26 protein-coding genes are annotated in these 24,943 nt (G+C 69.5%); 11 read left to right on the forward strand and 15 right to left on the reverse strand.

Annotated elements, in window-relative coordinates; translation table 11 throughout:
• The first annotated feature begins 395 nt into the window (after positions 1–395).
• Together ACYVD1_RS11485 and ACYVD1_RS11490 are read left to right on the forward strand one after the other, a co-directional pair.
• Entirely contained in the window at positions 396–902 is a 507-nt protein-coding gene (locus tag ACYVD1_RS11485) for a VOC family protein (protein ID WP_460771186.1), read from the forward strand.
• A gap of 28 nt (positions 903–930) precedes the next feature.
• A complete protein-coding gene (locus ACYVD1_RS11490; RefSeq protein WP_460771189.1) occupies positions 931–1,731 on the forward strand; it encodes a MerR family transcriptional regulator in 801 nt (266 codons plus the stop codon).
• 1 nt (position 1,732) lies between these two features.
• Here the strand turns inward: ACYVD1_RS11490 and ACYVD1_RS11495 are convergent, their stop codons facing one another.
• Positions 1,733–3,529 (reverse strand): acyl-CoA dehydrogenase, encoded by a 1,797-nt coding sequence (locus ACYVD1_RS11495; RefSeq protein WP_460771191.1) that lies wholly within the window; start codon positions 3,527–3,529, stop codon positions 1,733–1,735.
• 133 nt (positions 3,530–3,662) lie between these two features.
• Between ACYVD1_RS11495 and aroQ the strand changes: the two genes are divergently transcribed.
• Positions 3,663–4,118, forward strand: a complete 456-nt coding sequence (aroQ, locus tag ACYVD1_RS11500; RefSeq protein WP_460771195.1) for a type II 3-dehydroquinate dehydratase — start codon at positions 3,663–3,665, stop codon at positions 4,116–4,118.
• Positions 4,119–4,217: 99 nt separating this feature from the next.
• Here the strand turns inward: aroQ and ACYVD1_RS11505 are convergent, their stop codons facing one another.
• On the reverse strand, positions 4,218–4,853 hold the full coding sequence (locus tag ACYVD1_RS11505; protein ID WP_460771197.1) for a histidine phosphatase family protein: 636 nt from the start codon (positions 4,851–4,853) through the stop codon (positions 4,218–4,220).
• A 174-nt stretch (positions 4,854–5,027) separates the two neighbouring features.
• Between ACYVD1_RS11505 and ACYVD1_RS11510 the strand changes: the two genes are divergently transcribed.
• Positions 5,028–6,230 (forward strand): FUSC family protein, encoded by a 1,203-nt coding sequence (locus tag ACYVD1_RS11510; protein ID WP_460771199.1) that lies wholly within the window; start codon positions 5,028–5,030, stop codon positions 6,228–6,230.
• On the opposite strand, the gene ACYVD1_RS11515 is transcribed toward ACYVD1_RS11510, so the two are convergent.
• Entirely contained in the window at positions 6,227–8,542 is a 2,316-nt protein-coding gene (locus tag ACYVD1_RS11515; RefSeq protein ID WP_460771201.1) for an FdhF/YdeP family oxidoreductase, read from the reverse strand. The two genes, ACYVD1_RS11510 and ACYVD1_RS11515, sit on opposite strands and share 4 nt — an antisense overlap.
• 121 nt (positions 8,543–8,663) lie before the next feature.
• Between ACYVD1_RS11515 and ACYVD1_RS11520 the strand changes: the two genes are divergently transcribed.
• The 3 genes from ACYVD1_RS11520 (at position 8,664) to ACYVD1_RS11530 (ending at position 11,343) form a co-directional block, all read left to right on the forward strand.
• Positions 8,664–9,626 carry a LysR family transcriptional regulator gene (locus ACYVD1_RS11520; protein WP_460771203.1) on the forward strand — a complete coding sequence of 321 codons (963 nt, stop codon included), beginning with the start codon at positions 8,664–8,666 and terminating at the stop codon, positions 9,624–9,626.
• Between the two features lie 199 nt (positions 9,627–9,825).
• A complete protein-coding gene (locus ACYVD1_RS11525; protein WP_460771206.1) occupies positions 9,826–11,175 on the forward strand; it encodes an L-lactate MFS transporter in 1,350 nt (449 codons plus the stop codon).
• A 3-nt stretch (positions 11,176–11,178) separates the two neighbouring features.
• A complete protein-coding gene (locus ACYVD1_RS11530; RefSeq protein WP_460771210.1) occupies positions 11,179–11,343 on the forward strand; it encodes an MFS transporter small subunit in 165 nt (54 codons plus the stop codon).
• A 75-nt stretch (positions 11,344–11,418) separates the two neighbouring features.
• On the opposite strand, the gene ACYVD1_RS11535 is transcribed toward ACYVD1_RS11530, so the two are convergent.
• The gene (locus ACYVD1_RS11535; RefSeq protein ID WP_460771212.1) at positions 11,419–12,030 is read right to left on the reverse strand and encodes a hypothetical protein; all 612 of its coding nucleotides are present in this window, start codon (positions 12,028–12,030) and stop codon (positions 11,419–11,421) included.
• A 183-nt stretch (positions 12,031–12,213) separates the two neighbouring features.
• Between ACYVD1_RS11535 and ACYVD1_RS11540 the strand changes: the two genes are divergently transcribed.
• Together ACYVD1_RS11540 and ACYVD1_RS11545 are read left to right on the forward strand one after the other, a co-directional pair.
• Positions 12,214–12,678, forward strand: a complete 465-nt coding sequence (locus ACYVD1_RS11540) for a hypothetical protein (protein WP_460771215.1) — start codon at positions 12,214–12,216, stop codon at positions 12,676–12,678.
• A 271-nt stretch (positions 12,679–12,949) separates the two neighbouring features.
• Positions 12,950–13,318: a hypothetical protein gene (locus tag ACYVD1_RS11545; protein WP_460771219.1), complete on the forward strand. Its 369-nt coding sequence runs from the start codon at positions 12,950–12,952 to the stop codon at positions 13,316–13,318.
• A 127-nt stretch (positions 13,319–13,445) separates the two neighbouring features.
• On the opposite strand, the gene ACYVD1_RS11550 is transcribed toward ACYVD1_RS11545, so the two are convergent.
• The gene (locus ACYVD1_RS11550) at positions 13,446–13,928 is read right to left on the reverse strand and encodes a YbaK/EbsC family protein (protein ID WP_460771221.1); all 483 of its coding nucleotides are present in this window, start codon (positions 13,926–13,928) and stop codon (positions 13,446–13,448) included.
• Positions 13,929–14,033: 105 nt separating this feature from the next.
• Here ACYVD1_RS11550 and ACYVD1_RS11555 point away from each other — a divergent pair, with 105 nt between their 5' ends.
• Positions 14,034–14,564, forward strand: coding sequence for a GNAT family N-acetyltransferase (locus ACYVD1_RS11555; RefSeq protein ID WP_460771224.1), 531 nt, complete (start codon positions 14,034–14,036; stop codon positions 14,562–14,564).
• A 12-nt stretch (positions 14,565–14,576) separates the two neighbouring features.
• On the opposite strand, the gene ACYVD1_RS11560 is transcribed toward ACYVD1_RS11555, so the two are convergent.
• From ACYVD1_RS11560 to ACYVD1_RS11580, 5 genes are all read right to left on the reverse strand, one after another.
• Entirely contained in the window at positions 14,577–15,230 is a 654-nt protein-coding gene (locus tag ACYVD1_RS11560) for a YdcF family protein (RefSeq protein WP_460771226.1), read from the reverse strand.
• Positions 15,231–15,291: 61 nt separating this feature from the next.
• On the reverse strand, positions 15,292–15,747 hold the full coding sequence (locus ACYVD1_RS11565; RefSeq protein ID WP_460771228.1) for a MaoC family dehydratase: 456 nt from the start codon (positions 15,745–15,747) through the stop codon (positions 15,292–15,294).
• Between the two features lie 23 nt (positions 15,748–15,770).
• Entirely contained in the window at positions 15,771–17,276 is a 1,506-nt protein-coding gene (locus ACYVD1_RS11570) for an acyl-CoA synthetase (RefSeq protein WP_460771231.1), read from the reverse strand.
• A 4-nt stretch (positions 17,277–17,280) separates the two neighbouring features.
• Entirely contained in the window at positions 17,281–18,171 is an 891-nt protein-coding gene (locus ACYVD1_RS11575) for an amidohydrolase family protein (protein ID WP_460771233.1), read from the reverse strand.
• Positions 18,171–19,088: an SDR family NAD(P)-dependent oxidoreductase gene (locus ACYVD1_RS11580; protein WP_460771235.1), complete on the reverse strand. Its 918-nt coding sequence runs from the start codon at positions 19,086–19,088 to the stop codon at positions 18,171–18,173. Before ACYVD1_RS11580 ends, ACYVD1_RS11575 begins: the two co-directional genes overlap by 1 nt.
• A gap of 186 nt (positions 19,089–19,274) precedes the next feature.
• Between ACYVD1_RS11580 and ACYVD1_RS11585 the strand changes: the two genes are divergently transcribed.
• Positions 19,275–20,123, forward strand: coding sequence for a PaaX family transcriptional regulator (locus ACYVD1_RS11585; RefSeq protein WP_460771237.1), 849 nt, complete (start codon positions 19,275–19,277; stop codon positions 20,121–20,123).
• Here the strand turns inward: ACYVD1_RS11585 and ACYVD1_RS11590 are convergent.
• From ACYVD1_RS11590 to ACYVD1_RS11610, 5 genes are read right to left on the reverse strand one after another with little or no spacing between them, the layout of a single operon-like run.
• Entirely contained in the window at positions 20,110–21,177 is a 1,068-nt protein-coding gene (locus ACYVD1_RS11590) for a branched-chain amino acid ABC transporter permease (RefSeq protein ID WP_460771239.1), read from the reverse strand. The genes ACYVD1_RS11585 and ACYVD1_RS11590 overlap by 14 nt on opposite strands.
• Complete coding sequence (locus ACYVD1_RS11595) at positions 21,174–22,037, reverse strand: branched-chain amino acid ABC transporter permease (RefSeq protein ID WP_460762630.1); 864 nt, start codon at positions 22,035–22,037, stop codon at positions 21,174–21,176. The genes ACYVD1_RS11590 and ACYVD1_RS11595 overlap by 4 nt, the downstream gene beginning before the upstream one ends.
• The gene (locus ACYVD1_RS11600; protein ID WP_460771241.1) at positions 22,034–22,696 is read right to left on the reverse strand and encodes an ABC transporter ATP-binding protein; all 663 of its coding nucleotides are present in this window, start codon (positions 22,694–22,696) and stop codon (positions 22,034–22,036) included. Before ACYVD1_RS11600 ends, ACYVD1_RS11595 begins: the two co-directional genes overlap by 4 nt.
• Positions 22,693–23,466 carry an ABC transporter ATP-binding protein gene (locus ACYVD1_RS11605; protein WP_460771243.1) on the reverse strand — a complete coding sequence of 258 codons (774 nt, stop codon included), beginning with the start codon at positions 23,464–23,466 and terminating at the stop codon, positions 22,693–22,695. Before ACYVD1_RS11605 ends, ACYVD1_RS11600 begins: the two co-directional genes overlap by 4 nt.
• A gap of 2 nt (positions 23,467–23,468) precedes the next feature.
• A complete protein-coding gene (locus ACYVD1_RS11610; protein WP_460771245.1) occupies positions 23,469–24,647 on the reverse strand; it encodes an ABC transporter substrate-binding protein in 1,179 nt (392 codons plus the stop codon).
• Positions 24,648–24,943: the final 296 nt, after the last annotated feature.

Consider the following 24,943-nt stretch of genomic DNA (forward strand, 5'->3'; position numbering starts at 1 on the left):
TGGCCCGCCAACGCATCAATGTGCTGTTCGCGATGCTGCGGGACGGGACCTTCTACCAATCACGCACGCCAGCGGTCGATCTGGCCGCGTGAAGGGCTTGACGAAAAACATAGAGGCACCCTTTCCCGATAGCCGCCAACCCGCCGTCGGAGCGGAGCGGGTCAAGGTGGAGCGCCGTTGACGCGCGAAGCGCTCGATGGCGACGACCTTGAGGCGCGTAGCGGAGACGGCCACAATCGGGCGGCGGGAAAGGAGGACACCCCAAGGCAACAAGGCAACCCCCAACCAAAGGAGAACCCCCTAAACACCGTCCTCACGCTTGACTCTCACGCGTGACTCTCACGCTTGACTCTCGCACTTGACCCTCACGCGACGTGAGGGTTCACGATGACGACATGAGCGAATACTTTTCCGCATTCAGCATCAGCCCTGTTCCGCAGCCCGGCCCCGGCGCCGTGCCGCCCGAGCAGTTCCGTGGCATCTACGGCATGCCGATGTTCCTGAACGTGCCGAGTGGGGACCTGGCCGATTCGACAGACTTCTGGGTGCGCGGCCTGGGGTTCATCGACCTGTTCTCGATGCCTGAGCAGATCACGCATCTGCGGCGCTGGGCGTTCCAGGACGTGTTGCTGGTGCCGGGCGAGCCGCCGTCGGAGGCTCCTGCGGCGGGTGTGAGCTTCTCGTGTGTGCTGAGCCAGATCGACGGGATCGCCAAGGCCTGCGAGGAGCTGCGCCCCGGCTGCACGAGGGGGCCGCGGCAGACGCCCTGGAACACGGTGGACGTGGAGGTGGTGACCCCGGAGAACACCCGGGTGATCATGACTGCTGCACGCCCGCACGACCCGGACAGCGCTGAGGCGCAGTACATCCGTGACATGGGCATCGAATACCCCGGGAAGTAACGGGGGACCGACTGGCACACTGGGACCTGTGAAGGACCAAGAGGGGGCCGCGGTGACCGTTGGGGCCGCGGCCTCGCTGGTGGGCGTCACTGTCCGGGCGCTCCACCACTGGGACGAGATCGGGCTGGTCCGCCCGTCGGGGCGCACGGCCGCGGGGTACCGGCTGTACACGACCGAGGACGTCGCCCGCCTCCACCGGGTGCTCGTGTACCGCGAGTTGGGCGTGTCCCTTGAGGACATCGCGGCGTTGTTGGACTCCCCTTCCGAAGAGGCGGCCGAAACCCTGCTCCGCCAGCGCGACCAGCTGCGGGAGCGCATCGGGCGGTTGCGGCGTATGGCGGACGGCCTCGACCGCATGGCTGAGGCCAGGCGCGCCGGGATCCTGCTGTCGGCGGAGGAACAGGTCGCGATATTCGGCAAGCAATGGCAGCCCTCGTGGGCCGCTGAGGCGCGTGAGCGCTGGGGCCACACCGACCAGTGGGCACAGGCGGCCGAACGCGCGGCCGAGCGCACGCCAGAGGACTGGAAGGAGATCGCTCGGCGGGTCGAGGATCTCGACGCCGACCTCGCCGCTGCCAAGGCCGAGGGGGTGGCCCCCGGGAGCGAACGGGCCAACGCTCTGGCGGAACGGCACCGCGCGTCCATCGGGGCCTACTTCGACTGTACGCACTCCATGCACGTGTGCCTGGGCCGCATGTACACAGAGGATCCCGGTTTCCGCTCCCACTACGACAACATGGCCCCGGGTCTGGCCGCCTGGCTGCGTGAGGTGGTCGACGCCAACGCGCGGTCCCGGGGCGTGGACCCCGAGACCGCGGTCTGGGAGTAGCTCAGAGGACGTCGGGGGACACGTCCAGGACGGTGCGGTCGCGGGAGGCCACCAGGTCGAACTGGGGTCCGGTACGGGGCAGCTCGTGGTGGAAGAAGTACGCCGCCGCGGCCCGCTTGCCCTCGTAGAAGCCGCCCGACTTGCCGTGCGCCGCGACCAGCTGCTCGAGCCAGAGCCAGGCGATCACCACGTGTCCGACGGCCTCGAGGTACGGCGTCGCGTTGGCGAGGGCCACCGCGGGGTCGCCCTCGGACCAGGTGGCCGCCGCGGTCTCGGCAATGCGGTTCAGAGCGGCGTCGAGCAGGTCGGCGTATTCGGCCTCATGGCCGCCCAGCGCGCGGGCGCGTTCGGAGGTGGCGCGGGCGGTCTCCACGAGGACGGTCAGCCGGGCTCCGCCGTCCTGGACGGCCTTGCGTCCGAGCAGGTCCAGGGCCTGGATGCCGTGGGTGCCTTCGTGGATGGCGTTGAGGCGGTTGTCGCGGTAGTGCTGCTCCACGTCGTACTCGCGGGTGTAGCCGTAGCCGCCGTGGACCTGGATGGCGAGGCTGTTGGCTTCCAGGCACCACTGGGAGGGCCAGCTCTTCACGATCGGGGTGAGCGTGTCGAGGAGCAGCTGGGCCTTCTTCGCGGCCTCGGGGTCGTCGGTGCTGGCCCTCTCGTCCACGAGCCGGGCGCAGTACAGGACCAGGGCGAGCGCGCCTTCCACGTAGCTCTTCTGGGCGAGCAGCATCCGGCGGACGTCGGTGTGCTCGATGATCGGGATCTGGGGCTCTTCGGGGTCCTTCGCCCCGAGCGGGCGGCCCTGGACGCGCTCGCGGGCGTATTCGAGGGACTTCAGGTAACCGGTGTAGCCGACGGCCATCGCCCCGGCACCCACGCCGATCCGGGCACCGTCCATCATGTGGAACATGTACTTGAGGCCTTGGTGGGGTTCGCCCACGAGGTAGCCCACCGCTCCGGCCTCGCCTCCGGGGGTGTGCTGGCCCTCACCGAAGTTCAGGAGCGCGTTGACGGTACCCCGGTAGCCCATTTTGTGGTTGAGTCCGGCGGGGACGACGTCGTTGCGCTCACCGAGCGATCCGTCCGCGTTGACCAGGTACTTGGGCACGATGAACAGGGAGATGCCCTTCACCCCGGGCGGCCCTCCGGGGATCTTGGCCAGGACCAGGTGGACGATGTTGTCGGTCAGTTCGTGGTCGCCCGCGGAGATCCACATCTTGTTGCCGAAGACGCGGTAGGTGCCGTCACCGACCGCCTCGGCGCGGGTGGTGATGTCGGAGAGCGAGCTGCCCGCCTGGGGTTCGGACAGGCACATGGTCCCCGTGAAGCGCCCTTCGACCATGGGGCGTACGAAGGTCTCCACCTGTTCGGGGCTGCCGTGCGCGACGAGCAGGGACGCGTTGCCTGAGGTGAGGAAGGGGTAGGCGGAGGTGCCCAGGTTGGCGGCCTGGAAATAGGCGCTGCAGGCGCTGGAGACCACCCGGGGGATCTGGTCGCCGCCCACGGAGGCGTCCATCGCGATGGAGGACAGGCCGGTCTCGGCGTAGACCTCCAAGGCTTTCTTCACCTCGGGGATGACGTGGACGCGCTCGCCGTCGAAGTGGGGTTCGTTGGCGTCGTTGGCCTTGTTGTGCGGGGCGAAGTGGTCGGTGGCCACGCGTTCGGCCAACTCCAGGGCGCCGTCGAAGGTCTCCTTGGAGTGGTCCGCGTACCTGGGGCGCTGGGTGAGGGCCTCGGTGTCGAGCCATTCGTAGAGCAGGAACTGCAGGTCGCGCGCGGACAGCAGGGTGGACGCCACGGGGTTGCCTCCAAAGGTTATGAACCGACTGGTCGGTATGCTACCCGGTTCGGCAAACCCGCACGTGACCGGGGCCACCCGCCACTCCGGGCTAACCTGGTGCCACCAATCCGAGACGCTAGGAAGCACCCCCATGACCGAGACCGCCCGCACCGTCCTGCTGCTCAACGGCCCCAACCTCAACCTGCTGGGCACCCGCGACCCCGAGCAGTACGGCACCACCACCCTCGGCGAGGTCGAAGGGCGGATGAAGGCCCTGGGCCAGGAGCTGGGGGTGGAGGTCGTCTGCGAGCAGAGCAACAGTGAAGGCGGCATGGTCGACCGCATCCACGCCGCCCGGCACATGGCCGGCGTGGTCATGAACCCCGGTGCCTACGCCCACTACAGCATCGCCCTGCGGGACGCCGTCGACGCGATCGAGGCGCCGGTGGTCGAGGTGCACATCTCCAACGTCTACGCCCGCGAGGAGTTCCGGCACACCTCCGTCACGGCTCCGGTGGCCGCCGGCTACGTGGCGGGTTGCGGGATCCTCGGCTATGAGCTGGGCCTGCGCGCGGTCCTGGCCCGCGACGCCGAACGCCGTGCCTGAGCGCTGCGGGGGTGTCCGGGGTGTGTCCGAAGGGCGATCCGGTCGGTCCCACAGGCGGGACCGACCAGTCGGTATGGAACGGGCGCAGAAAGGCCCGGATCAGCGGTAGGTCATCAGCTCCGGGCCGCCCTGCTCCAGGTGGGCGTGGTCGTTGAACGACAGCAGCTGCGTCCCGCCGCGGCCGTGGACCACCTTGCTCACGGAACCGTTCACCACCACGCGGTTCATCGCGATGAACCCCGAGGTCGGGGTGTCCACCAGCGTCGAGCACGCGGCACCGATCACCCCCGCGGACGTGAACACCAGCGCGGTCTGCCCCTTGCCGAGGGAGGCGGCCACGTCGCCCAGGGCCGCCCGCACCCCCTCGCGGAACGACGTCCACGACCCCTCGCCTTCGTCACCGGAGGCGGTCCATGACGCCAGTGAAGCGTCCAAACGCTGCTGGAGACTGCCCGTCTCGATCGGGTAGCGCCCCAAAAGGTGCAGGTGGTCGTACTCGTTCCACCGCTCGTCCACGGCGGGCGAGGTGTCGATTCCGGCTTCGGCCAGAGCCGCATCGGCGGTCTGGCGCTGGCGCCGCAGCGAGCCCGAGACCACGGGGCCGACCGGCAGCCCGCGTCGCTTGAGCTCCGCGCCCAGCAGGCGCGCCTGTTCGTATCCGGTGGGGCTCAGCTCGTCGTAGTCCGCCGCCTCGGGGGAGGCCTTACCGTGGCGGATCAGGTAGATCGTTGGCATGCCGCCACAGTAAGGGGGCGCCCCGGTGACTCAGGCCACCGGGGCCGCACCCCGGCACGGCCGCGCGAAACACCGCGCATGGCGTACCCACACTCAGGCACCTCCCATCGGCAACAATAAAACCGGCTGCCCCCGCACCCCCGGAAGGCGTGCCCCTTCATCGGTGAGGAGAACATGGGAGAGCTGCCAACGAGGACCCGCGACGTGCTGCACCGGGCGAGGACCGCATCGGTGGAAGCACGCGAGCGCGTGATCGCCCATACCTCGTCAATCGTCCTCGCCGTCATCGCCGCGGTACTGGCCTGGGCCATCGCCGGGGGCCTCATCCAGGACCACAACCCGTTCTTCGCGCCGATCGCCGCCGTCATCGCGCTCAACGCCACGGGCGGGGAACGCGGCGCCAACGCGCTCCGACTCCTCACCGGGGTCTTCCTCGGCATCCTCGCGGGAGAGCTGGCGCTGATCGTCACCGACCGCGGCTTCGCGGCCTTGGCGCTGGCCACCGCGGGCGCCATGACGGCGGCTGTCGCGATCAACGCCGAACGGATCGTGATCGGCCAGGCCGCAGCCAGCGCCATCCTCACCACGATCTTCGTCGGGGCCGACAGCCCCGGCATCGACCGGATCGTCGACGCACTCATCGGTGCCGGGGTGGCCCTGGCCTTCAGCCAGCTCCTGTTCCCGGCCCGGCTCGTTGCCATGCTGCGCCGCATCGAGGAGGACGCCCTCACGGAGATGTCCCGCATGCTGGCCGTCGTAGGACGCTCCCTGACCGAGGAGGGCGACGCCTCCAGCGAACAGATGGTCAACCGGCTCGGCGACCTGAGCAGGCCCATGGCCGAACTCAGCAAGGCACGCGAGAGCAGCAGGTCCACCGTCCGCCTCTCCACGATCCGCTGGGGTGACCCGAGGCCCGTGCTGGACGAGGACGAGATCATCGAACGGCTCATCCTGCTCGGCGAGAGCTGCCTGTTCCTGTCCCGGACCACCACCTCCATGGGCGCCGACGAACGCCGCGAGCTGGCGCCCATCGTTTCCGGCATGGCGGAAGTGCTCGCCACGCTCGCCGACGACCTCAGCAGCCGTGAGGCACGCGAACAGGCCGTGGAACAGGCACTGAGGGCGGCCCGCCAGTACGGCGCGGGCCGCCCGGACGACGACCCCGTGACTCACGCGACGCACCTCGCGGTGGAGATGGTCGCCAGCGACATCATGGTGTTCGCCGGGATCAGGTTCGACGAGGTCGAGGACGTCATCCAGAGCGGCGTGGCCGACCCCTCCGTCCCGCACCCGCCGGGGGAGCCGTGGCTTCCGTGGCTGCGCTGGCGCCCCCGGTGGCGCCTGCGTTGGAGGCGGCATCCACCGAACACGCCCTAGCCGGGCCGGGACGAGGGCTCGAAGCGGACCAGCACCGACTTCGAGGTGGGCGTGTTGCTCACCTCCGCCGTGGAGTCCAGCGGTACCAGTACGTTCGTCTCCGGATAGTACGCGGCGGCACTGCCCCGCGACGTCGGATAGTGCACCACCCGGAAGTGCTCCGCGCGCCGTTCGCGGCCGTCCGACCACTCGCCCACCATGTCGGTGTAGGCCCCGTCGGCCAGCCCCAGTTCGCGGGCGTCCTCGGGGTTGACCAGAACCACCCGGCGGCCCCGCTTGATGCCCCGGTACCGGTCGTTGAGCCCGTAGACGGTGGTGTTGTACTGGTCGTGCGAGCGGAGCGTCTGCAGCAGCAGCCGCCCCTCGGGAACCTCGGGCGCGTAAGTGCCGTTGACGGTGAAGTTGGCCAGCCCCGTCTCGGTGGGGAAGCTCCGGTCGTCCCGCGGCGCGTTCGGCAGAGCGAAGCCGCCGGACTGCCGCGCCTTGCTGTTGAAGTCCTCGAACCCCGGCACGACCGCGGCCACGTGGTCGCGCACCCGGTCGTAGTCGGCCATCCGGTCCCAGTCCACCGGGTCGTTTCCGAACAGCCTCCGCCCCAGTTCCCGGACGATGTCGACTTCGGACCACATCCCCTCCGACAGGGGCGGCAGCACCCCGTGTGAGGCGTGCACCAGTCCCATAGAGTCCTCCACGGTGATCCACCGCGGTTCCCCGTCGCGCAGGTCGCGGTCGGTGCGGGCCAGCGCGGGCAGGATGAGCGCCCGCGTGCCGGTCACCACGTGGGAACGGTTCAGCTTGGTGGACACGTGCACCGTCAGCCCCACCCGGCGCATCGCCTCCTCGGTCACCTCGGTGTCCGGGGTGGCCGACACGAAGTTGCCGCCCATCGCGAAGAACACGCCCACCTCGCCGCGCGCCATCGCCCGGATCGAGTCCACCGTGTCGTGGCCGTGTTCACGCGGTGGATCGATGGCGAACTCCTGGCCCAGCGCGTCCAGGAACGACTCCGCGGGGCGTTCGAAGATGCCCATCGTGCGGTCGCCCTGCACGTTGGAGTGACCGCGCACGGGGCACACACCCGCGCCGGGGCGGCCCACGTTGCCGCGCAACAGCAGGAAGTTGACCACCTCGCGGATGGTCGGCACCGAGTGCTTGTGCTGGGTCAGACCCATCGCCCAGCACACCACGATCCGTTCGGAGTTCACCACCATGGCGGTGAACTCCTCGACGAGCTCACGGGAGAGACCCGTGTCCCGTACGGTGCGGGCCCAGAACTCGTCCTCGGGCTCGTCGAGCAGCGTCTTGGCGAAGTCGTCGAAGCCGTGGGTGAACGTGTCCATGAAACCCTGGTCCAGGACCTTCTCGCCGCGCTGGTCGGCCTCCAGCAGCAGCCGGTTCACCGCCGAGAACAGGGCCAGGTCCCCGCCCACGCGGATTTGCGCGAACAGGTCGGTGAGCTCGGTGCCGCGCCCCAGCATGCCGCGGACGTTCTGCGGGTTGCGGAACTCGCGCATACCCGCCTCCGGCAGCGGGTTCACCGTGATGATCCGGGTTCCGGAGCGCTTGGCCTTCTCCAGAGCGCTGAGCATCCGCGGGTGGTTGGTGCCCGGGTTCTGCCCGGCCACGATGATGAGGTCGGCCCCGTTCAGGTCCTCCAGCGACACCGTGCCCTTGCCGATGCCCAGTGTCTCGGTGAGCGCCGACCCGGACGACTCATGGCACATGTTGGAACAGTCGGGCATGTTGTTCGTGCCCAGCTGGCGGGCCAGAAGCTGGTAGGCGAACGCCGCCTCGTTGCTCGTACGCCCCGACGTGTAGAACACTGCGCCGTCCGGTGTGTCCAGGGCGCGCATCTCGTCGGCGATCATGTTCAGGGCGCGGTCCCATGAGATGGGTTCGTAGTGGGTAGCGCCCTCGGCCAGGTACACGGGTTCGGTGAGGCGACCCTGCTGTCCCAACCAGTATCCGGAGCGGTCGAACAGCTCGGCGACCGGGTAGCGAGCGAAGAACGCTCCGTCCACGGCCTTGTGAGTGGCCTCCTCCGCGACCGCCTTGGCGCCGTTCTCGCAGAACTCCGCCTTGTGGCGCTTGTCGGGCTCGGGCCAGGCGCATCCGGGGCAGTCGAACCCGCGCTTCTGGTTGATGGCGAGCATGGCGGGCAGCCCGCGCCGGACCCCGGCCTGTTCGGTTACGTGGCGGACGCTGTTGAGCACAGCCGGAATGCCCGCCGCGTTTTTCTTCGGCGGTTTGACTTCCGGCGCGTCCTGTGCGGGATCGGGCATGTCCGAGTCGTATTGTGTCACACTTCGCATTCTCTCATTACGCGGATCTTTGTCCAGAGGGGCCTCACGGACAAGGGTAGAATGGGGGCCAGTGGACAAGGGTTTGACCGCCCTTGTTGGCGCTGGCCGCAGACGGCTGTATTATTGCGCGATGTTGCTGAGCCAGCTGAAGTACCTGACCGCGCTGGCGCAGGAACGCCATTTCGCCCGCGCTGCCCGAGTGTGCCACGTGTCCCAACCGGCGCTGTCGGCGGCCATCCGGAAGCTCGAGGGCGAGTTCCGCGTCCCCATCGTCAAGCGGAGCAACCGGTTCATCGGGTTCACGCACGAGGGGGAGCGGATCGTCGCATGGGCCCAGCGTGTCCTGGCCGAACACGACTCCCTGGTCGAGAACGTCAGGAGCTTGCGCGAAGGGCTCAGCGGGCGCCTGCGCATCGGAGCCATACCGACCACCCTGAGCTCGATCTCCCTGATCACGGATGCCTTCTGCGAACAGCATCCCCTGGTCACGCTGTCCGTGGTGTCCATGACGTCGAACGAGATCCAGCAGGGGCTGGCCGACTACACGATCGACGTCGGCCTGACCTACGTGGACAACGAACCCCTGGCACACGTGCGCAAGCGGGCCGTCTACCAGGAGAAATACGTCCTGCTCACCCCCGAGGAAGGTCCCTTCGCCGACCGGGAGAGCCTCACGTGGGCCGAAGCGGCCAAGGTGCCCCTGTGCCTGCTGACCCCGGACATGCAGAACCGCCGCATCGTCGACGAGGCGTTCCGCCGGGCGGGCACCGAACCCGTGCCCAAGATGGAGACCAACTCGGTGAGCGCGCTGTGTTCGCACGTCAGCGAGGGTCGCTGGTCCGCCGTGATGTCGCACGCCTGGCTCTACCTGCATCCGGTGCCGCCGGGCATGCGCGCGATCCCCCTGGTGGAACCCGAGGTCAGCAAGGCGGTCGGCCTGGTCATCGCCGACCGCGACCCCGAACCGGTGCTGGCCCGCGCCCTCCTGGAAGCCCTGGCCGGTGCCGATCTGGAAGGGCAACTGCACCGCCTGCACCCCTCCTCCCCGCCGGAATCCGTGCTTTCCGAGGTTTCCGCGACCGGCCGCGGCTGAAGTTTCCGATCCCGGTCCCGTCGAGGTTTGCGGGACCTCCGGCGGTTCTTGATAATCACGGGTTATTGCCCGAAAGGAAACGTGTATTTGATTGTCGTCACAGAGGCTGTGACGATGTCCCAGGCTTCTCCCTGTCGAACGGGAGGGCGCAGAAAGCGGAAGCGTATTCCGGACCGTAGATCAATCGTTAGGATGGGCCGTGCTGTCGTTTCTCGATCGGGAGAAGAGTGTCGCTCCGCCCGGCTACAGCCGTTGGTTCATCCCGCCTGCCGCGCTCGCGGTGCACCTGTCCATCGGGCAGGTGTACGCGTTCAGCGTCTTCAAGACCCCGCTGGTGGAGCGGTTCGACTCCTCACTGACCGCGATCGGCGTGGTCTTCAGTATCTCCATCGTCATGCTCGGCCTGTCCGCCGCCTTCGGCGGCAAGTGGGTGGAGCGCAACGGGCCCCGTAAAGCGATGTTCGTCTCCGGGCTGTGCTGGGGTGCCGGCTTCCTGGTGGGAGCCCTCGGGGTGGCCACCGGGCAGCTGTGGCTGCTCTACCTCGGCTACGGCGTCCTGGGCGGGATCGGACTGGGCATCGGGTACATCTCGCCCGTGTCCACCCTGATCAAGTGGTTCCCCGACCGCCCCGGCATGGCCACCGGCATGGCGATCATGGGCTTCGGCGGCGGCGCGCTCATCGCCTCGCCCCTGTCCGCCGCCCTCCTCGAGCGCTTCGGCGACACCCCGGCCGACGCGATCGTCCCGGCCTTCCTCATCCTCGGCGGCGTCTACCTCACCGCCATGATGCTGGGCGCGATGACCGTCAAGGTCCCGCCGCCCGGCTGGAAGCCCGACGGCTGGGAGCCCGGCCCCTCGGTCAGCGGGGGCGACGCCGCCACGGAAGGGGTCAGCGTCGAGCGGGCCTTCGGCACTCGCCAGTTCTGGCTCCTGTGGATCGTGCTCTTCTGCAACGTGACCGCGGGGATCGGCATCCTCGAACAGGCCGCCCCGATGGTGCAGGACTTCTTCACGGGGGTCGGCCCGGCCGAGGCCGCGGGTTACGTCGGCTTCCTGTCGCTGTGCAACATGCTCGGGCGCTTCGTCTGGTCCTCCGCGTCCGACGTCATCGGCCGCAAGCGCACCTACATCGGCTACCTGGGGATCGGCGGACTGCTCTACCTGCTGATCGCCGTCGCCGGCACCAGCTCCGTGGTGCTCTTCGTCGCCGTCACCGGGATCATCCTGTCCTTCTACGGCGCCGGGTTCGCGACCATCCCGGCCTACCTGAAGGACCTCTTCGGCTCCTTCAACGTGGGCGCCATCCACGGCCGCCTGCTCACCGCCTGGTCGTGCGCGGGCATCGCCGGTCCCCTGATCGTCAACGTGATCGCGGACTACCAGCTCGCGGCGGGCTACTCCGGCGCGGACCTCTACACGCTGTCCCTCTACCTCATCGTGGCCGTGATGGTGATCGGCTTCGTGGCGAACATGCTGGTCCGCCCGTTGCCTACGGAGCGGGTCCAGGTCGAGACCGTCACGCCGGAACCGACCCGAGAGACGGTGTGACCGATGACGGACACCGACCTTTCGACCAAGGAGAACTCGATGGAACAGAGCACACGTGACCAGGCGTCGAAGGCCGCCGCACTCTTCCTGTGGGTGGTCGTGACCGTGGCCCTGGGGTACGGCGTGGTGCAGACCTCCATCCAGGCGGCCGCCCTGTTCACCGGTTAGCAGCGGCACACTCGAGCCGCGGTACACCGCTCAGGTACGCAAGGGCCGGTTCCGGACTCCCGGGACCGGCCCTCGTCAGTCCTCCACCGTGCCCGCGAAGGTGACCGGCGGGTAGAGCGGCACGAAGTCCTGATCGTGGAACTCGACGGTGTACTGGATCCGGCTGTCTTCCTCGTCGAGCCAGCAGTCCTCGTCCCAGGCCCCGGACTGGCCGGGGCCGAGGCTTTCGGGCGGGTTGACGCTGTCGCCCAGCCCGGGGGAACCGGACTCCTCCAGCGGGTCGCCCACGGCACAGGACTTGGTGACCAGCCCGGTCTGGACGGTCTCCGAGCCCTCGTTGGCCAGCTCGACCGTCCACGAGACGTAGGGCAGGTCGCCCTCCTCGCCGGTGGCCGGGTCGACCCCGCCCTCCTCCACCTCGCGCTCGAATCCGGTCAGGCGGATGGAGAGTCCGTCACCGAAGTCGTGGGTCTCGTCCAGGTCCACGGGCACCGATCCGAACCCGGGATCGGGCCGGTCCCCGCCGTCGTCGTCGGGGAGGGGCGCTTCGGCAGGGGCGTCCTCGGCGCTGGGAGGCGGTTCCGCGGGGTCGTGCGCGGCCCGTTGGGCGAACCACCCCGCGCCGAACCCGACGATCAGCGCGAGCACCGTCATGGCGGCGGCCAGGATCCAACCGTTCCTGGTCATGCGCGGTGTCCTTCCCAAGCCGGGTGTGTGCGAGCGGCCACCCGATGTCACCGGCGACCGTACCGCAGGTGGCCCCGCTCGGCTGAGGACCGACGCCGCACGGTCCGGGCTACGCGCCCGGACGTAGCAGGGCGATACCGAGGGCTGACGCGCCCCGAGGGCCGCTCGCACAGCATGGGGAGCATGAACCGAAGCCACCGAACAGCCCTGGGCCTCTCCGCCCCCGTCATCGTCGGCTTGGCCCTGCTCGCCGCGCCCCGGGTGGTCCTGCAGGACCTCGGCGTCATCCACGAGGGAACCTCCGGCGACGCCCTGTTCGTGTTCGTTCCGCCCGCGGTGTGGATCGCGGTGGCGGTGCTGCGGCGGGTGCCGAACCCCTTCCTGACACTCCTGGCTTTGGGAGCCGTGTACGGGGTGTTCCTGCTGTTGGGCCACCAGCTGCTGTGGAACCTGGCGTGGGAGGGTGACCCGCCGTCCCTCGGCGGCAACCTGAGCGACCTGCCCCCGGGCCTCCAAGAGGCGGTCATGCGGGGTTTCTCGGCCGTGGGCAGCCTGGTCACGGGCACCCTGGTGGGCACCGCCTCCGGTCTCGTGGCCTGGGGCACCAGCAAGGCGGCCCGCATCCGCCCGCGCACCCCGGCGGAGTGAGCTGGCCGTCGTCAGGCAGGCCGGGACAACCGAGGCGAAGGCTTGGACGTCTCCTCGATACCTACTGAGGAGCGACATGCGCACGTTCAGCATCGCCGCGGCGGCTCTCGCCTTAGGGCATGTTCGGCGGACACATACCCTGCTGCGCGTCGCCCCAGCGGCACTGTCACTGCGTTCTCATCAGTCGACAGCCAAACCCGGGCGGGCCCCCGCTGTGCGATGCTGCCGAGCTTGCGAGGCAGCGCACAGTAGGGGAACTCCTTCTTCGGCCTTGTGCCAGCACCACTGGATACGCCGCTCGCGACGGGCAGCATCCACCGAACACGCCCTAGCCCTGAGCGCCTGCGCGCCTGAGGCACCTTTCGAAGAAGAGGAACCGCAGAGGGAGTTCTTCGTAGAGCCCGAGGAGCGGGAACCGGACCGGGAACCTCGCGAGCCCCAAGCCCCCGCGACCGCCACCGACACGGGGTCAACCGTGTACCAGCCGCCCGTTCCGCCTCCGGAAGCGGTAGAGGACACGGCCCCGGAGGTAGAGGACCCCTTCTATCGGCCGCCCGGGTTGGACCCGTGCGAGGAGAACGCCCACGGGTTCGTGGACAACGACGCCTGCCTGGCACAGAACGGGTACCCGGTTGACTGACCCGGTGGAGTGAGCGGAAAACCTCGGGACACCTCAGAGCCCGGTCCGAGGCTTGAACGGTGTCCGCGTGTCCGGACCCTGTTCCTGGTCCGTGCGGGGAGCGGGGACAGGGCGGACCCGGCCAGGGTCAGTTGACCGCGACCTCGGTACCGCCGGTCATGCGCAGCAGCCCGGGGTAGTCGGTGGGGAAGATGGTGTTCGGCGTCCCGCCCGCCGCCCACAACCGCGGGTAGTCGGCCAGGGCGGTGTCCACCGCGGTATCCACGGGTGCCGGGTGGCCCAGCGGCGCGACGCCGCCGATGGCCTGGCCCGTGGCCGCCCGGACCTCCTCCGGCTTGGCGCGCCTGATCTTCGCCTTGCCGAGGCGCTCGGCCAGCACGGCGACGTCCACCTTGTGGCGTCCGCTGGTCATTACCAGCAGCGGCTGCCCGTCGGCCATGAACACCAGGCTGTTGGCGATGGCCCCGACCTCGCACTCCAGTGCCTCGGCGGCCTCCGCGGCGGTCCGGGTGGAGGCGGGCAGTTCGCGCACCCGGCCTTCCATCCCGAGTTCGCGCAGGGCCGCCACCACCAGGCGGCTGCGCTCGGGCAGGTCCTTGACCTCGTCCATGGGTGTTCCTCTCCGGTCCGGTTTCCAGCGGCAGGTTACGCGCCCGAACGCCGCCCGCGCGAAATCGGGTGTCGTCCCGGGCATCCGGGGGGGGAGGATTCGCGGATGGAACGGTTGACCCCGCGCCTGCGGTTGAGCCCGATCGGCCCCGATGACGGTGATGACCTGTGGTTCCTGCACCGGGATCCGGGGATCGCCCGCTGGTTCGCGGGCACCGGGACCCGCGAAGGCGCCCGTGTGCAGGCTGCGGACATGGGTCGGCAATGGCGTGAGCACGGTGTGCACAAGTGGCTTGCCCGGCGGCGCTCGGACGGCGCCTTGGTAGGCCGGGGCGGATGCTCTTGGACCGAACTGTCGGGGACCCCGTGCCTGGAACTGGGCTGGGCGCTGCGCGAAGAGTACTGGGGCAACGGCTACGCGACCGAGATCGGCCGCGCCGGGTTGGAACTGGCCTTCGAGGGCCTGGGCGCCGACCGGGTGGTGTCCTTCACTGAGGCGCACAACCGGCGTTCGCGCGCGGTCATGGAGCGGTTGGGACTGTCCTTCGCGGGCACGTTCGTCCGCCCCGGCCTCGCTGAGGACTCGTGGGAGGAGGTCGACCACGCCGTCTTCGCCCTCTATGAGGCCCGTGCCTGACGCGGGACGACCTCAGTCCCGGATGAGGTGGCCGTCGAAGCCCGCTTCCACCAGGTAAGCGTACGCCTCGCGGGCGTGGTCGGGGACCTCTTGGGGGACGGCGAAGCCGCGGGCCGGGTAGTCCATCACGCGCTGCAGATCACCGACCATCGTGTCCACGACCAGCCGGTCGTCGCCGATCGTTCCGAGGTAGTCGTCGAACCCGATCCTGGCCGAGGCGCACACCGTCTCCGCCTCGGGCCACAGGGCCCTGGTGGTGGCGTGGGCTCGGCGCTCCATGTACGGCTTGCTGACCAGCATCACGGTGCGCCGCGCGACACCCTCGCGTTCGAGTAGCGCCCGGGCCAGGCGGATGTTCTCGCCCGTGTTGGTGGCTTCGGGCTCCACCAGGATTGCCCCATCGGGAACGCCCAGGTCCAGCGCGTGTTCGCGGTAGTGCACGGCCTCGCCGCGGGGGAACCGGGCCAGGGTCGACGGGCTGTTCCCGCCGGTGATGACCATACGGGGGAAGAGCCCGCGCCGGTACAGGTCGGCGGCGCACGCGGCGACCCCCGGGTCGTGGCTGCCCAGCACCACCGCGACGTCGCACCGGCGCGGCCGCTGGCCCATGTGCTGGTAGTCCCAGACGATCCGGGCCCGTAGCCGGACCTCTTCGGTCAGTGCCAACTCTGCACCCTTCCACTCGGGCTCGCCGCCCCGGGGGTCCCTCTCATGGGGTGCCGATCCCTCATTCCAGGAAGCGGAGGACGACCTGCATGACCGCGGCGGGCCGCTCCTGCCCTTCGACCTCCATGCGGCCGTCCACCACGACCTGCACCCCGCCCGACACGTCGGTGACCTCGGCCAGGGTCGCGGCGAGGCGGACCCGAGAGCCTACCGGGACCGGTGCGATGAACCGGACCTTGTTCAGGCCGTAGTTCACCTTGACCGAGACCCCTTCGATGACGAGGACCTCGCTGAACAAGGGGATCAACAGCGCCAGTGTGAGGTAGCCGTGGGCGATGGCGCCGCCGAAGGGACTGTCCTTGGCTCGTTCGGGGTCGACGTGGATCCACTGGTGGTCGTCGGTGGCGTCGGCGAAGGTGTTGACCCGCTCCTGTGCGACCTCCATCCAGGAGCTGTGGCCCAGGTCCTTGCCGGCGGCGGCGCGTAGCTCGTCGATTCCGTTGACGGTGGTGGGCATGGGGATCTCCGATCGTGGTGGTGTCAGGAACTGTCGCGCAGACGGTGTTTGAGGAGCTTCCCGGAGGCGTTGCGGGGAAGCTCCCGGATGAGGGCGAAGGACTTGGGGACCTTGTAGCCGGCCAGGTGCGCGCGGCAGTGCGCGCTCAGGTCCGCCGCCGTGCTCTGCGATCCCTCGGCCGCGACCACGTAGGCGTGGCCCACCTCGCCCCAGGTCCGGTCGGGGACCCCGACCACGGCGCAGTCGCTGACGGCGGGGTGGGCGTGCAGGACGTTCTCCACCTCGGCCGGGTAGACGTTCTCCCCGCCGGAGATGAACATGTCCTTGATCCGGTCGACGATGCGGACGAAACCCTCGTCGTCGGTCACTCCCACGTCCCCGCTGTGGAACCAGCCGTCGGTGTGCACGGCGGCGGTGCTGTCCGCCTGTCCCCAGTAGCCGTGCATGACGTTGGGCCCGTTCACCACGATCTCCCCGGGTTCCCCCGGCTCGACCGGTGTCATGTCGGGGCGCACCACCTGGGCGTCGGTGAAGAAGCTGGGACGGCCCGCGGTGCCGGCCTTGCGCTCGGCGTCGGCCTCGCCGAGGAAGAGCACTCCGGGAGCGGCCTCGGTCATGCCGTAGCCCTGCAGGAAGGTCAGGCCGCGCTTCTGGTAGGTGGCGATGGTGCTCTCCGGGACCGGGGCCCCGCCCGCCTCCAGCATCCGGACCGACGACAGGTCGGCGTCGGCCCAGCGCGGCGACGCCGACAGCGCGTTGAACATCGCGGGGACGCCGAACATCCAGGTGACCCGTTCCCGCTCGATGAGGTCGAAGGCCAGGTCGGGGTCGAACCGGGGGGCGATGACCAGTCGGCCGCCCTTGAGCAGGGTCGGCAGGCAGGTCATGTTCAACGCGGCGGTGTGGAACATCGGTGCCGTGACCAGGGTGACCTCGTCGGCGGTCAGGTCGACGTCGAGGAGGACGTTGACGCAGTTCCACGAGAGGTTGCCGTGGGTGAGCATGGCGCCCTTGGGCCTGCCGGTGGTCCCGGAGGTGTACATGATCATGCACGTGTCGTCCAGCTGGACGGGCTCGTCCAGGACCGCGGGGTTGGCGGCGGCGAGCCGTTGCTCGTAGTCGTCGGGGCCGTGCCCGGAGACGGGCAGTAGCTGGGGTACGGCCTCTCGGGAGTGCAGTTCGGCGGCGGGGCCGGTGTGGTCGGCGCCGTGGACCAGGAGGCACGGCCTGCTGTCCCGGACGATGTGATCCAGTTCGGGGACGGCCAGCCGGGTGTTGAGCGGGACCATGATCGCTCCGAGGCTGCCGCAGGCGAACAGCGTCTCCAGCAGTGACGGGTGATTGGTGCCCAGGTAGGCGACGCGGTCTCCGCTGCAGACCCCGAGCCCGTCGAGGACCGAGGCCAGGCGCAGGACGCGTTCGTGCAGTTCGGCGTAGGTGCGGGTGGTGTCCTCGTGGACCAGGGCGACCCGTTCGGGAGAGGTACGGGCGCGCCGTGCGGTCCACGAACCGATTCCTTGGTTGCGCATCGGGCTATCCCTCCGCCGCGTGGTGGAGCCCCAGCAGGCGTGCGGCGTTGTCCTTGAGGATCTTGGGGCGGACCTCGGGTTTGATGTCGAGTTTGTCGAAGTCGGCCAGCCAGCGGTCGGGGGAGAGCACCGGGTAGTCGGAGCCGAAGAGGACCTTGTCCTGGAGCAGGCTGTTGGCGTAGCGGACCAGGAGCGGCGGGAAGTACTTGGGTGACCAGCCGGACAGGTCGATGTGCACCTCGGGTTTGTGCGTGGCCACCGACAGGGCCTCCTCCTGCCAAGGGAAGGAGGGGTGCGCCAGGATGATCGGCATCCCGGGGAAGTCGGCCGCCACGTCGTCCACGTGCAGGGGGTTGGAGTACTTGAGGCGTACACCGCCCCCGCCGGGTACCCCGGCGCCGATACCGGTCTGTCCGCTGTGGAAGAGGGCGATGGCCCCGCTCTCGCGGATCGCTTCGTAGAGGGCGTAGGCGGAGCGGTCGTTGGGGAAGAACTCCTGCAGGTTGGGGTGGAACTTGAACCCCTTGACCCCGTAGTCGGCCACGAGGCTCCGGATCCTGCGGGCCCCGAGGGCGCCTTTGGCCGGGTCGACGCTGGCGAAGGGGATGAGGGCGTCGGAGTGGGCGGCCGCCGCCTCGGCGACCTCCTCGTTGGGTACCGCGGGCAGCCCGGAGGTGGACTCTGTGTCCACGGGGAAGACCACGCACGCCATGCTCCGCTCGCGGTAGTGGGCGGCGATCTGGTCCAGGGTGGGTCTGCGCTCGCCCTCGACTCCGAAGTAGGCGCTGGACGCCTCGTGCAGGTCGTCGCCGAGCGCGTCTCCGCCGGTGGTGGAGACTTCGGCGTGGGTGTGCACGTCGATGGCGGTGATCCGGTCCAGGTCGATACCGCCCATCAGGCCTCACCCGCTGGCGGTGTCGGTGCGGGGATGCCGACGCTCTGCTCGTCGCGGCCCAGGGTATGGGACCACACTGAACCGATCGCCTCGGCGCTCCAGCCGCCGTCGCGGTAGGCCACGGAGACCTCTTGGGGGTGCGACCAGAGGGAGAGTTTGTCGCCGCCGATGCCGACGCACTGGCCGGTGACGTGCGCGGACTCGTCCGAGGCGAGGTAGGCCACGAGTCCGGCAGCGTCCTTGGGGGTGCCGAAGCCCTCCGCCTGGCGCATCCACCCGGGCAGGGGCACGCCCTCGTCCTGCGCGGCGGCCACGTGCGGGGCGAAGTCGGGGATGGTGGCGGTCATGGCGGTGGCGGCGACGGGGACGACGGCGTTGACCGTGATGCCGGCGCGGGCGCACTCCATCGACCAGGTGCGGACCATGGCGGCGATCCCGGCCTTGGCGGCGGCGTAGTTGGTCTGGCCGAAGTTGCCGCGCTGCCCTGCGGGGGAGGCGACCATGACCAGGCGCCCGCCTTCGCCGCGTTGGCGCATGTGGGTCACGGCGGCGCGGGCGCAGGTGAAGGTGCCGCGCAGGTGGACGTCGACGACGGTGTCGAACTCCTCGTCCGACATCTTCCACAGCACGCGGTCGCGCAGTACTCCCGCGTTGGTGACCAGGGTGTCCAGGCCGCCGAAGTGTGTGACGGCCGTGTTCACGAGGTCGTCCGCGACCTGGGAGGTGCCCACGGCTGCTTCGTGGGGGATGGCGGTGCCGGAGGCCTCGGTGATCTCGGCGGCCACCTTCGCCGCGGCTTCACCGTCAGCGTCGTTGACCACGACCTGGGCGCCGCGCCGGGCCAGTTCGAGCGCGTAGGCCCGGCCGAGGCCGCGCCCGGCGCCGGTGACCAGTGCCGATTTTCCCGTCAGGTCCATCGGTGAACTCCGTTTCTGGAGGGAGGGGTTGGGGGGTTGGGGGGCGATCGATGGAAGGGGGTGGTGGTGCACGAACTTATGTGCAAATCTTGCAGCAGTCAAGAAAATGCACAATATGATGCGGTCGGATGCCCTGAGCAGCCCCGACTACCATTGGGCCAGGTAGAGGCAGGAATGGCGGAATATATGGACGAGCCGACGCACGGGGCCGAAGCGGTGCGGGAACGGGACGGTGTTCGAGCACGACCGCAGTCGTTCATGCTGGCCTTCCTCGGCCGGTTCGTCCTGGGGAGGGGCATCCGGGTCTTCTCCGGATCCTTCATCGACGTCCTCTCCCGCGTCGGCGTGTCCGAGCAAGCGGTCCGCTCCACGCTGAGCAGGATGGCCCAGCGCGGCCTGCTGGACCGCGAACGCAAGGGCCGCCGCGTCTACTACGGGCTCACCCCCCGGTGCGTGGACATCCTCACCGAAGGTGAGAAGCGCATCTGGGACGCCGGGGTGGTCAACCTCGACGACGACGGCCTGTGGACCCTGCTGTCCTTCTCACTGCCGGAGGCCTGGCAGCGCCAGCGGCACGACCTGCGCACCCGACTGTCCTGGTCGGGTTTCGGTCCGCTGCGCAGCGGGCTGTGGATCGCCCCCTCGGTCGTGGACACCTCCGGCTTCGTCGCCGAACTCGACCTCGTCGACCACGTCCGGGTCTTCCACGCGCGCCTGGGACCGCCGACCGAGGCCGGCCAGCTCGTCCACGAGGCCTACGACATCGCCGACCTGGAGCACAGGTACCGGGACTTCCTCGCCCGGTGGGCGGTTCCGAACCCGGTACCCGAGGCCCCCGACGAGCTGGCCCGGCTCCTCTACCTGGTGACGGAGTGGATGAGGCTGATCCGCGCGGACCCGCGCCTCCCGCTCGCCTACCTGTGCGAGGACTGGCCCGCGGTACCGGCCCAGACCCTGGTCAACGAATTGCACGAGACCTATCAGGAGACGGCGACCCAGCTCGTCGAGGAGATCATAGACGTCATTCCCGATTGAGCTCCTCTTCCCGCGCATCGCGGTGGCGAACGCTCCGGCGTCGTCGCCACCGCTCACGGACGGAGGGAACGATCCCGTGCGGCAGGAAGAGCACCGTGACCACCAGCAGAAGCCCGTAGACCGCGTACGAGAACACGCTCGGCGCGTAGTCGGGCATGCCGTCCACGGTCCCCAGCACGCCGAGGAAGTGGACCCCGACCGTCACGAGGGCGGTACCCACGACGGCACCCCACACGGATCCCAGTCCGCCGACCACCGCCATCACCACGTAGCTGATCGACATCGCCACCGGGAACATCCCCGGTGAGAGGAACCCGATGTAGAAGGCGTAGACACCGCCGGCTGCCCCGGCGAACGCGGCCGACAGGGCGAAGACGGTGAGCTTGTACCGGCCGACGGGGATCCCGGAGGAGGCGGCCGCGGTTTCACTGGTGGCCAGCGCGCGCAGGGCCCGGCCCGGCCGGGAGTCCACCGTGTTGCGTGCCACCAGGACCACGACGGCGAGCACCGCGAGCGACAGGTACGCGTACCCGAGGTTGGTCGACACCTCCCAAGGGCCCAACGAGAGCAGCGGGACGCCCTGCAGGCCCACGCTGCCACCGAGCGCGTCGGTCTGTGCCACGACCACCAGGAACATCATGTGCACGGCGATGGTGGCGAAGGCCAGGTGGTGGCCGCGCAGGCGCAGCAGGGGCAGGCCCAGCAACAGGGCGATTCCGGCCGCCACCAGGGGAGCGAGGAACAGCCCCGCCAAGGTGGGCCACCCGTGCATGGAGACCATCGCCGCCGTGTAGCCGCCGACTGCGAAGAACACCGCCTGGCCCAGTGAGACCTGACCGGCGTACCCCATGAGCAGGGAGATACCGACAACCACGCACGCGCTGAGCGCCACCTGGACGTACACGGCCAGGCCGCCGCTGTCCAAGACGAGCGGTGCCAAGAGGGCGGCCGCCGCGAGCAGCGCGAACCCCAGGTGGCGGGGCCACCGGCGCGGTGGGGAAGGCAGCCCCGACTCTTCGGAACGGTCCGGGGCGGACACGGTCGCACTACTCACGCAGTCACCTCCTGGTGAACCGTGGGGCGTCGCGCCGCGTGCCAGACCATCACGGTGAGCATGACGACGAGCGCGACCATGGTCTGGTAGGCGGCATTGCCGTACCCGGCGACCAGTGCCTCGACGACACCGAGGAGGACGCCGCCGGCGAGCGCGATCATGGGCCGGGTCAGCCCGCCGAGGATCGCGGCCGCGAAACCGTGCACGATCAATGACACGTCCGAGTTGAACGACATCGGCCGTAGTGGTGTGAGCAGCACACCGGCGAGCCCGCCGAGGACACCCGCCAGCACGAAGGCGAACAGCGCCATGTGGGCCACCGGGATCCCCACCACCCGAGCCGCGTAGGGGTTGGTGGCGCAAGCGGTGAGCGCCTTGCCGAGGTAGGTGCGGGTCAGGAACAGCCACAGCAGAACGAACACCACCGCGGTGACCGCGATGACCAGCAGGTGGTGACGGCGTACCGGCACACCCATCAGCGACGTCATCCCGGACAACCCCGCCGTGGAGCGAGGTGTGTCGCCGAACGCCGCGACCAGGACCGCGTAGGCGAGGAAGCTGATCGCCAGGGTGACGATGAGCGCGGTCATCGGGGAGGTGCCGCGCCGTCCCAGGGCCAGCGCCCAGGTGAACGCCCCGACCAGGCCGGCGACGGCCACCGCCGCCAGCTCGGCGACGCCGTGCCAGAGCCCGGCACTGAGGAAGGCCGCCGCCGTCATCCCGCCGACCACGGCGAACATGCCCTGGGCGAAGTTGACGACGCCGGTGACCCGGTAGATGGTCACCAGCCCGCTGCCCACGAGCGCGAACCCGCAGCCGATGGCGATACCGCTGATCACGTGGTGGAGGAACTCGGTCACGACGCCACCCCCTCGCCCAGGTAGGCGCGGGCCACCGCGGGGTCCCGCGCCAGGCCGGCGCTGGACCCCTCCGCGACCACGCGCCCTGCCTCCAGGACGTAGGCGCGCGAGCACACGTCCAAGGCCAGCCGGGCATTCTGTTCGATCAGGAGCACGGCTGTTCCGCGCTCGGTGTTGAGGCCGACCAGGTGGCGCACCAGGTTCCCGACGATCTTGGGCGCCAGCCCGAGGGACAACTCGTCCACGGCGATCACGTCCGGCTGGGCCATCAGCGCCCGCCCGACCGCGACCATCTGCTGCTGCCCGCCGGACAGCGCACCCGCCCGGCGGCGGTGCAGTTCCCGAAGGTCGGGCAGGACCTCGTAGACGTGGGCGGGGTCGCGTTCACGCACGCGCCACGCGCCCAGCCGCAGGTTGTCCTCGACCGTGAGGTCCCCGAACAGCTGGCGCCCTTCGGGTACGTGGGCCAGCCTGCCCTTGATCTCGGCCCGGCCCGAGGCCGGACGCAGCACTCCGGACAGGGTGTCCACCAATGTGGACTTTCCAGCACCGTTGGGCCCGACCAGCGCGACCATCTCGCCCTCGCCCACGGAGAGCGAGACCCCGTCCAGGGCGGTGGCCGCTCCGTACCGGACCACCAGGTCCTCTAGGGCGATCACGCCGCGGCCCCTTCCTGCGTACCGAGGTAGGCGGAGACGACCCGGGGGTCCCGGCGCACCTCGTCGGGTGTTCCCTCGGCGATGACCCGCCCCAGGTCCAGGACGGTGATCCGGTCGGAGAGGCGGGCGACGAAGGACACGTCGTGTTCGATGAGCAGTGTTGTCTGGCCGGTCTCCCGGAGCTCCTCGACGATGACCGCGAGCCGTTCGCGCTCCTGTGCGCGCAGGCCGGAGGCGGGTTCGTCGAGCAGGAGGAGTTCCGGGTCAGCGCACAGCGCCCGGGCCAGCTGCATCGCGCGCTGCTGGCCGATGGGCAGGGACTCCGCGGGGGCGTCGGACCGGTCGGACAGGCCGACCCGGTCCAGCGCCTCGCGGGCCAGGGCACTGATCCGCCGTTCCGTGGCGTGGTGGGCGGGCAGGCGCAGGATCGCCGAGGTGAACCCGGAGCGCTCGCGCAGGTGCGCGCCGACCATCACGTTCTCCAGCACGCTCATACCGGGGAAGATACGTGCGCCCTGGAACACGATGGCTACGCCCCTGCGGGCGCGCCGGTGGGCGGACAGGCGGCCCAAGGACCGCCCGCCCAGCGCCACGGTGCCGCGGTCGGCGCGCAGGTGACCGCTGATCAGGTTGAAGATGGTGGACTTGCCCGCGCCGTTGGGGTCGATGATGCCCCGGGTCTCGCCGTCGGCGACGGTCAGGTCCACGTCCTGGACGGCGTGGACCCCTCCGAAGGACCGACTGAGACCGGCGATGTCCAGCTGGGGCACGGTCAGCCTCCGTAGGTGGCGTTGAGCTGTTCGATCGACCACGGCACCGGGACGAACTCGCCGTCCTCCACCTGGTTGACGGAGATGGCCTCCGTGCTGATCCCGGCGTGGTCGGTCTCGGAGTAGGTGTAGGTGCCGTTCGGTGTGACGAGCTCGAGGCCCTCCAGAGCCGTCAGGATGTCCTCGTGCTCGGTGGAACCGGCGGACTCGATGGCCTCGACCAGGAGCTGGACGGCGGTGTAGCCGTCGAGGGCGAACTGGGGCGGCTCCTGGCCGTGCTCCTCGGAGTAGGCGTCGACGGTCTCGAGGATGACGTCCTTCTGGTCGCTCTCGGGGAGGTGCTCGCCGACCACGCCGATGGAGCTGAGGACGGTCACACCCTCGGTGGCCTCCCCGGCCGGCTCCAACCAGAGGTGGGAGGCCTGCGAACCGGTGACCACCAGGGGGATGTCGGCGTCCACGGCGTCGTACTGCTGCGTGAAGGTCACTCCGGGCGGGCCGGTTCCCCAGAAGAGGAGGGCGTCGGGTTCTTCCTCGTCCAGGCCGGAGAAGACGTGCCCGAAGTCGGTGGTGTCCTGCTGGTACTCGTTGACCTGTACCAGGTCGATCCCGTAGTCGTCGGCCAGCTCGTCCATGGCCAGGTAACCGGCGACGGCGTAGGAGGTGGCCGAGTAGGCGACGGACACCCGGTCCATGCCTTCGGCCTCGAAGTACTCGAGGGCCCGTTCGGCGTAGGCCGCCGCAGTGGCGGGGACGACGAACACCTCGTCGCGGAGGGGGTCGAGCTGTTCGTCCGCGGGGGTGGGGGAGAGGTAGGGGACACCGCTGCGCTCGATGGCGGGGATGGTCGCCATGGCGCTGTCGGAGAACGCCGAACCGATGAAGGCCGCCGGCTCTTCGGACTGGATGTCGTTGAAGGCCAGTACTGACTGGTCGGGTGAGCTCTGGTCGTCCCGGGTCTCGAGTTCGATATCGCGGCCGAGGACCCCGCCGTCTTCGTTGACCTGCTGGACCGCCAGCTCGACGGCCTGCTCGTTGTCGGTACCGAGGTTGGAGAAGTCGCCGGTCAGCGGGGTGATGTAGCCGATCACCACGGGTTCGTCGGTGTTTTGCTCCTCATTGCCGCATGCGGTGGCCGCGATGAGAGCGAGACAAGCGCTGAAGGAGAGAAACCTGCGCACGGAGGTACTCCTGGGAAATTTGGGGGGTGGGGGTAAGCAAGCGCCCCTGGTCCGGGGAGCTGGAGGCCGCTGTGACGTGGGCGGATGACGCACCACGGGAGCGGATCTGTGAGTGTTCGGGGACACTCCGTGGGGATAAACTTAGGCACAATTCTTGCATCAGTCAACATCATGCAAAAGTTGGTGCGCACGGCTCCGCAGGGCTCCGCGGCGCCCTCGCGGTGCCTTCGCGCGAGTGGTGCGGTGGACCCCGGACACGCCGACGCCCACCGGGCCGTGGTGCGGCTCTCCGGTGG

Source organism: Nocardiopsis nanhaiensis (assembly GCF_054778635.1).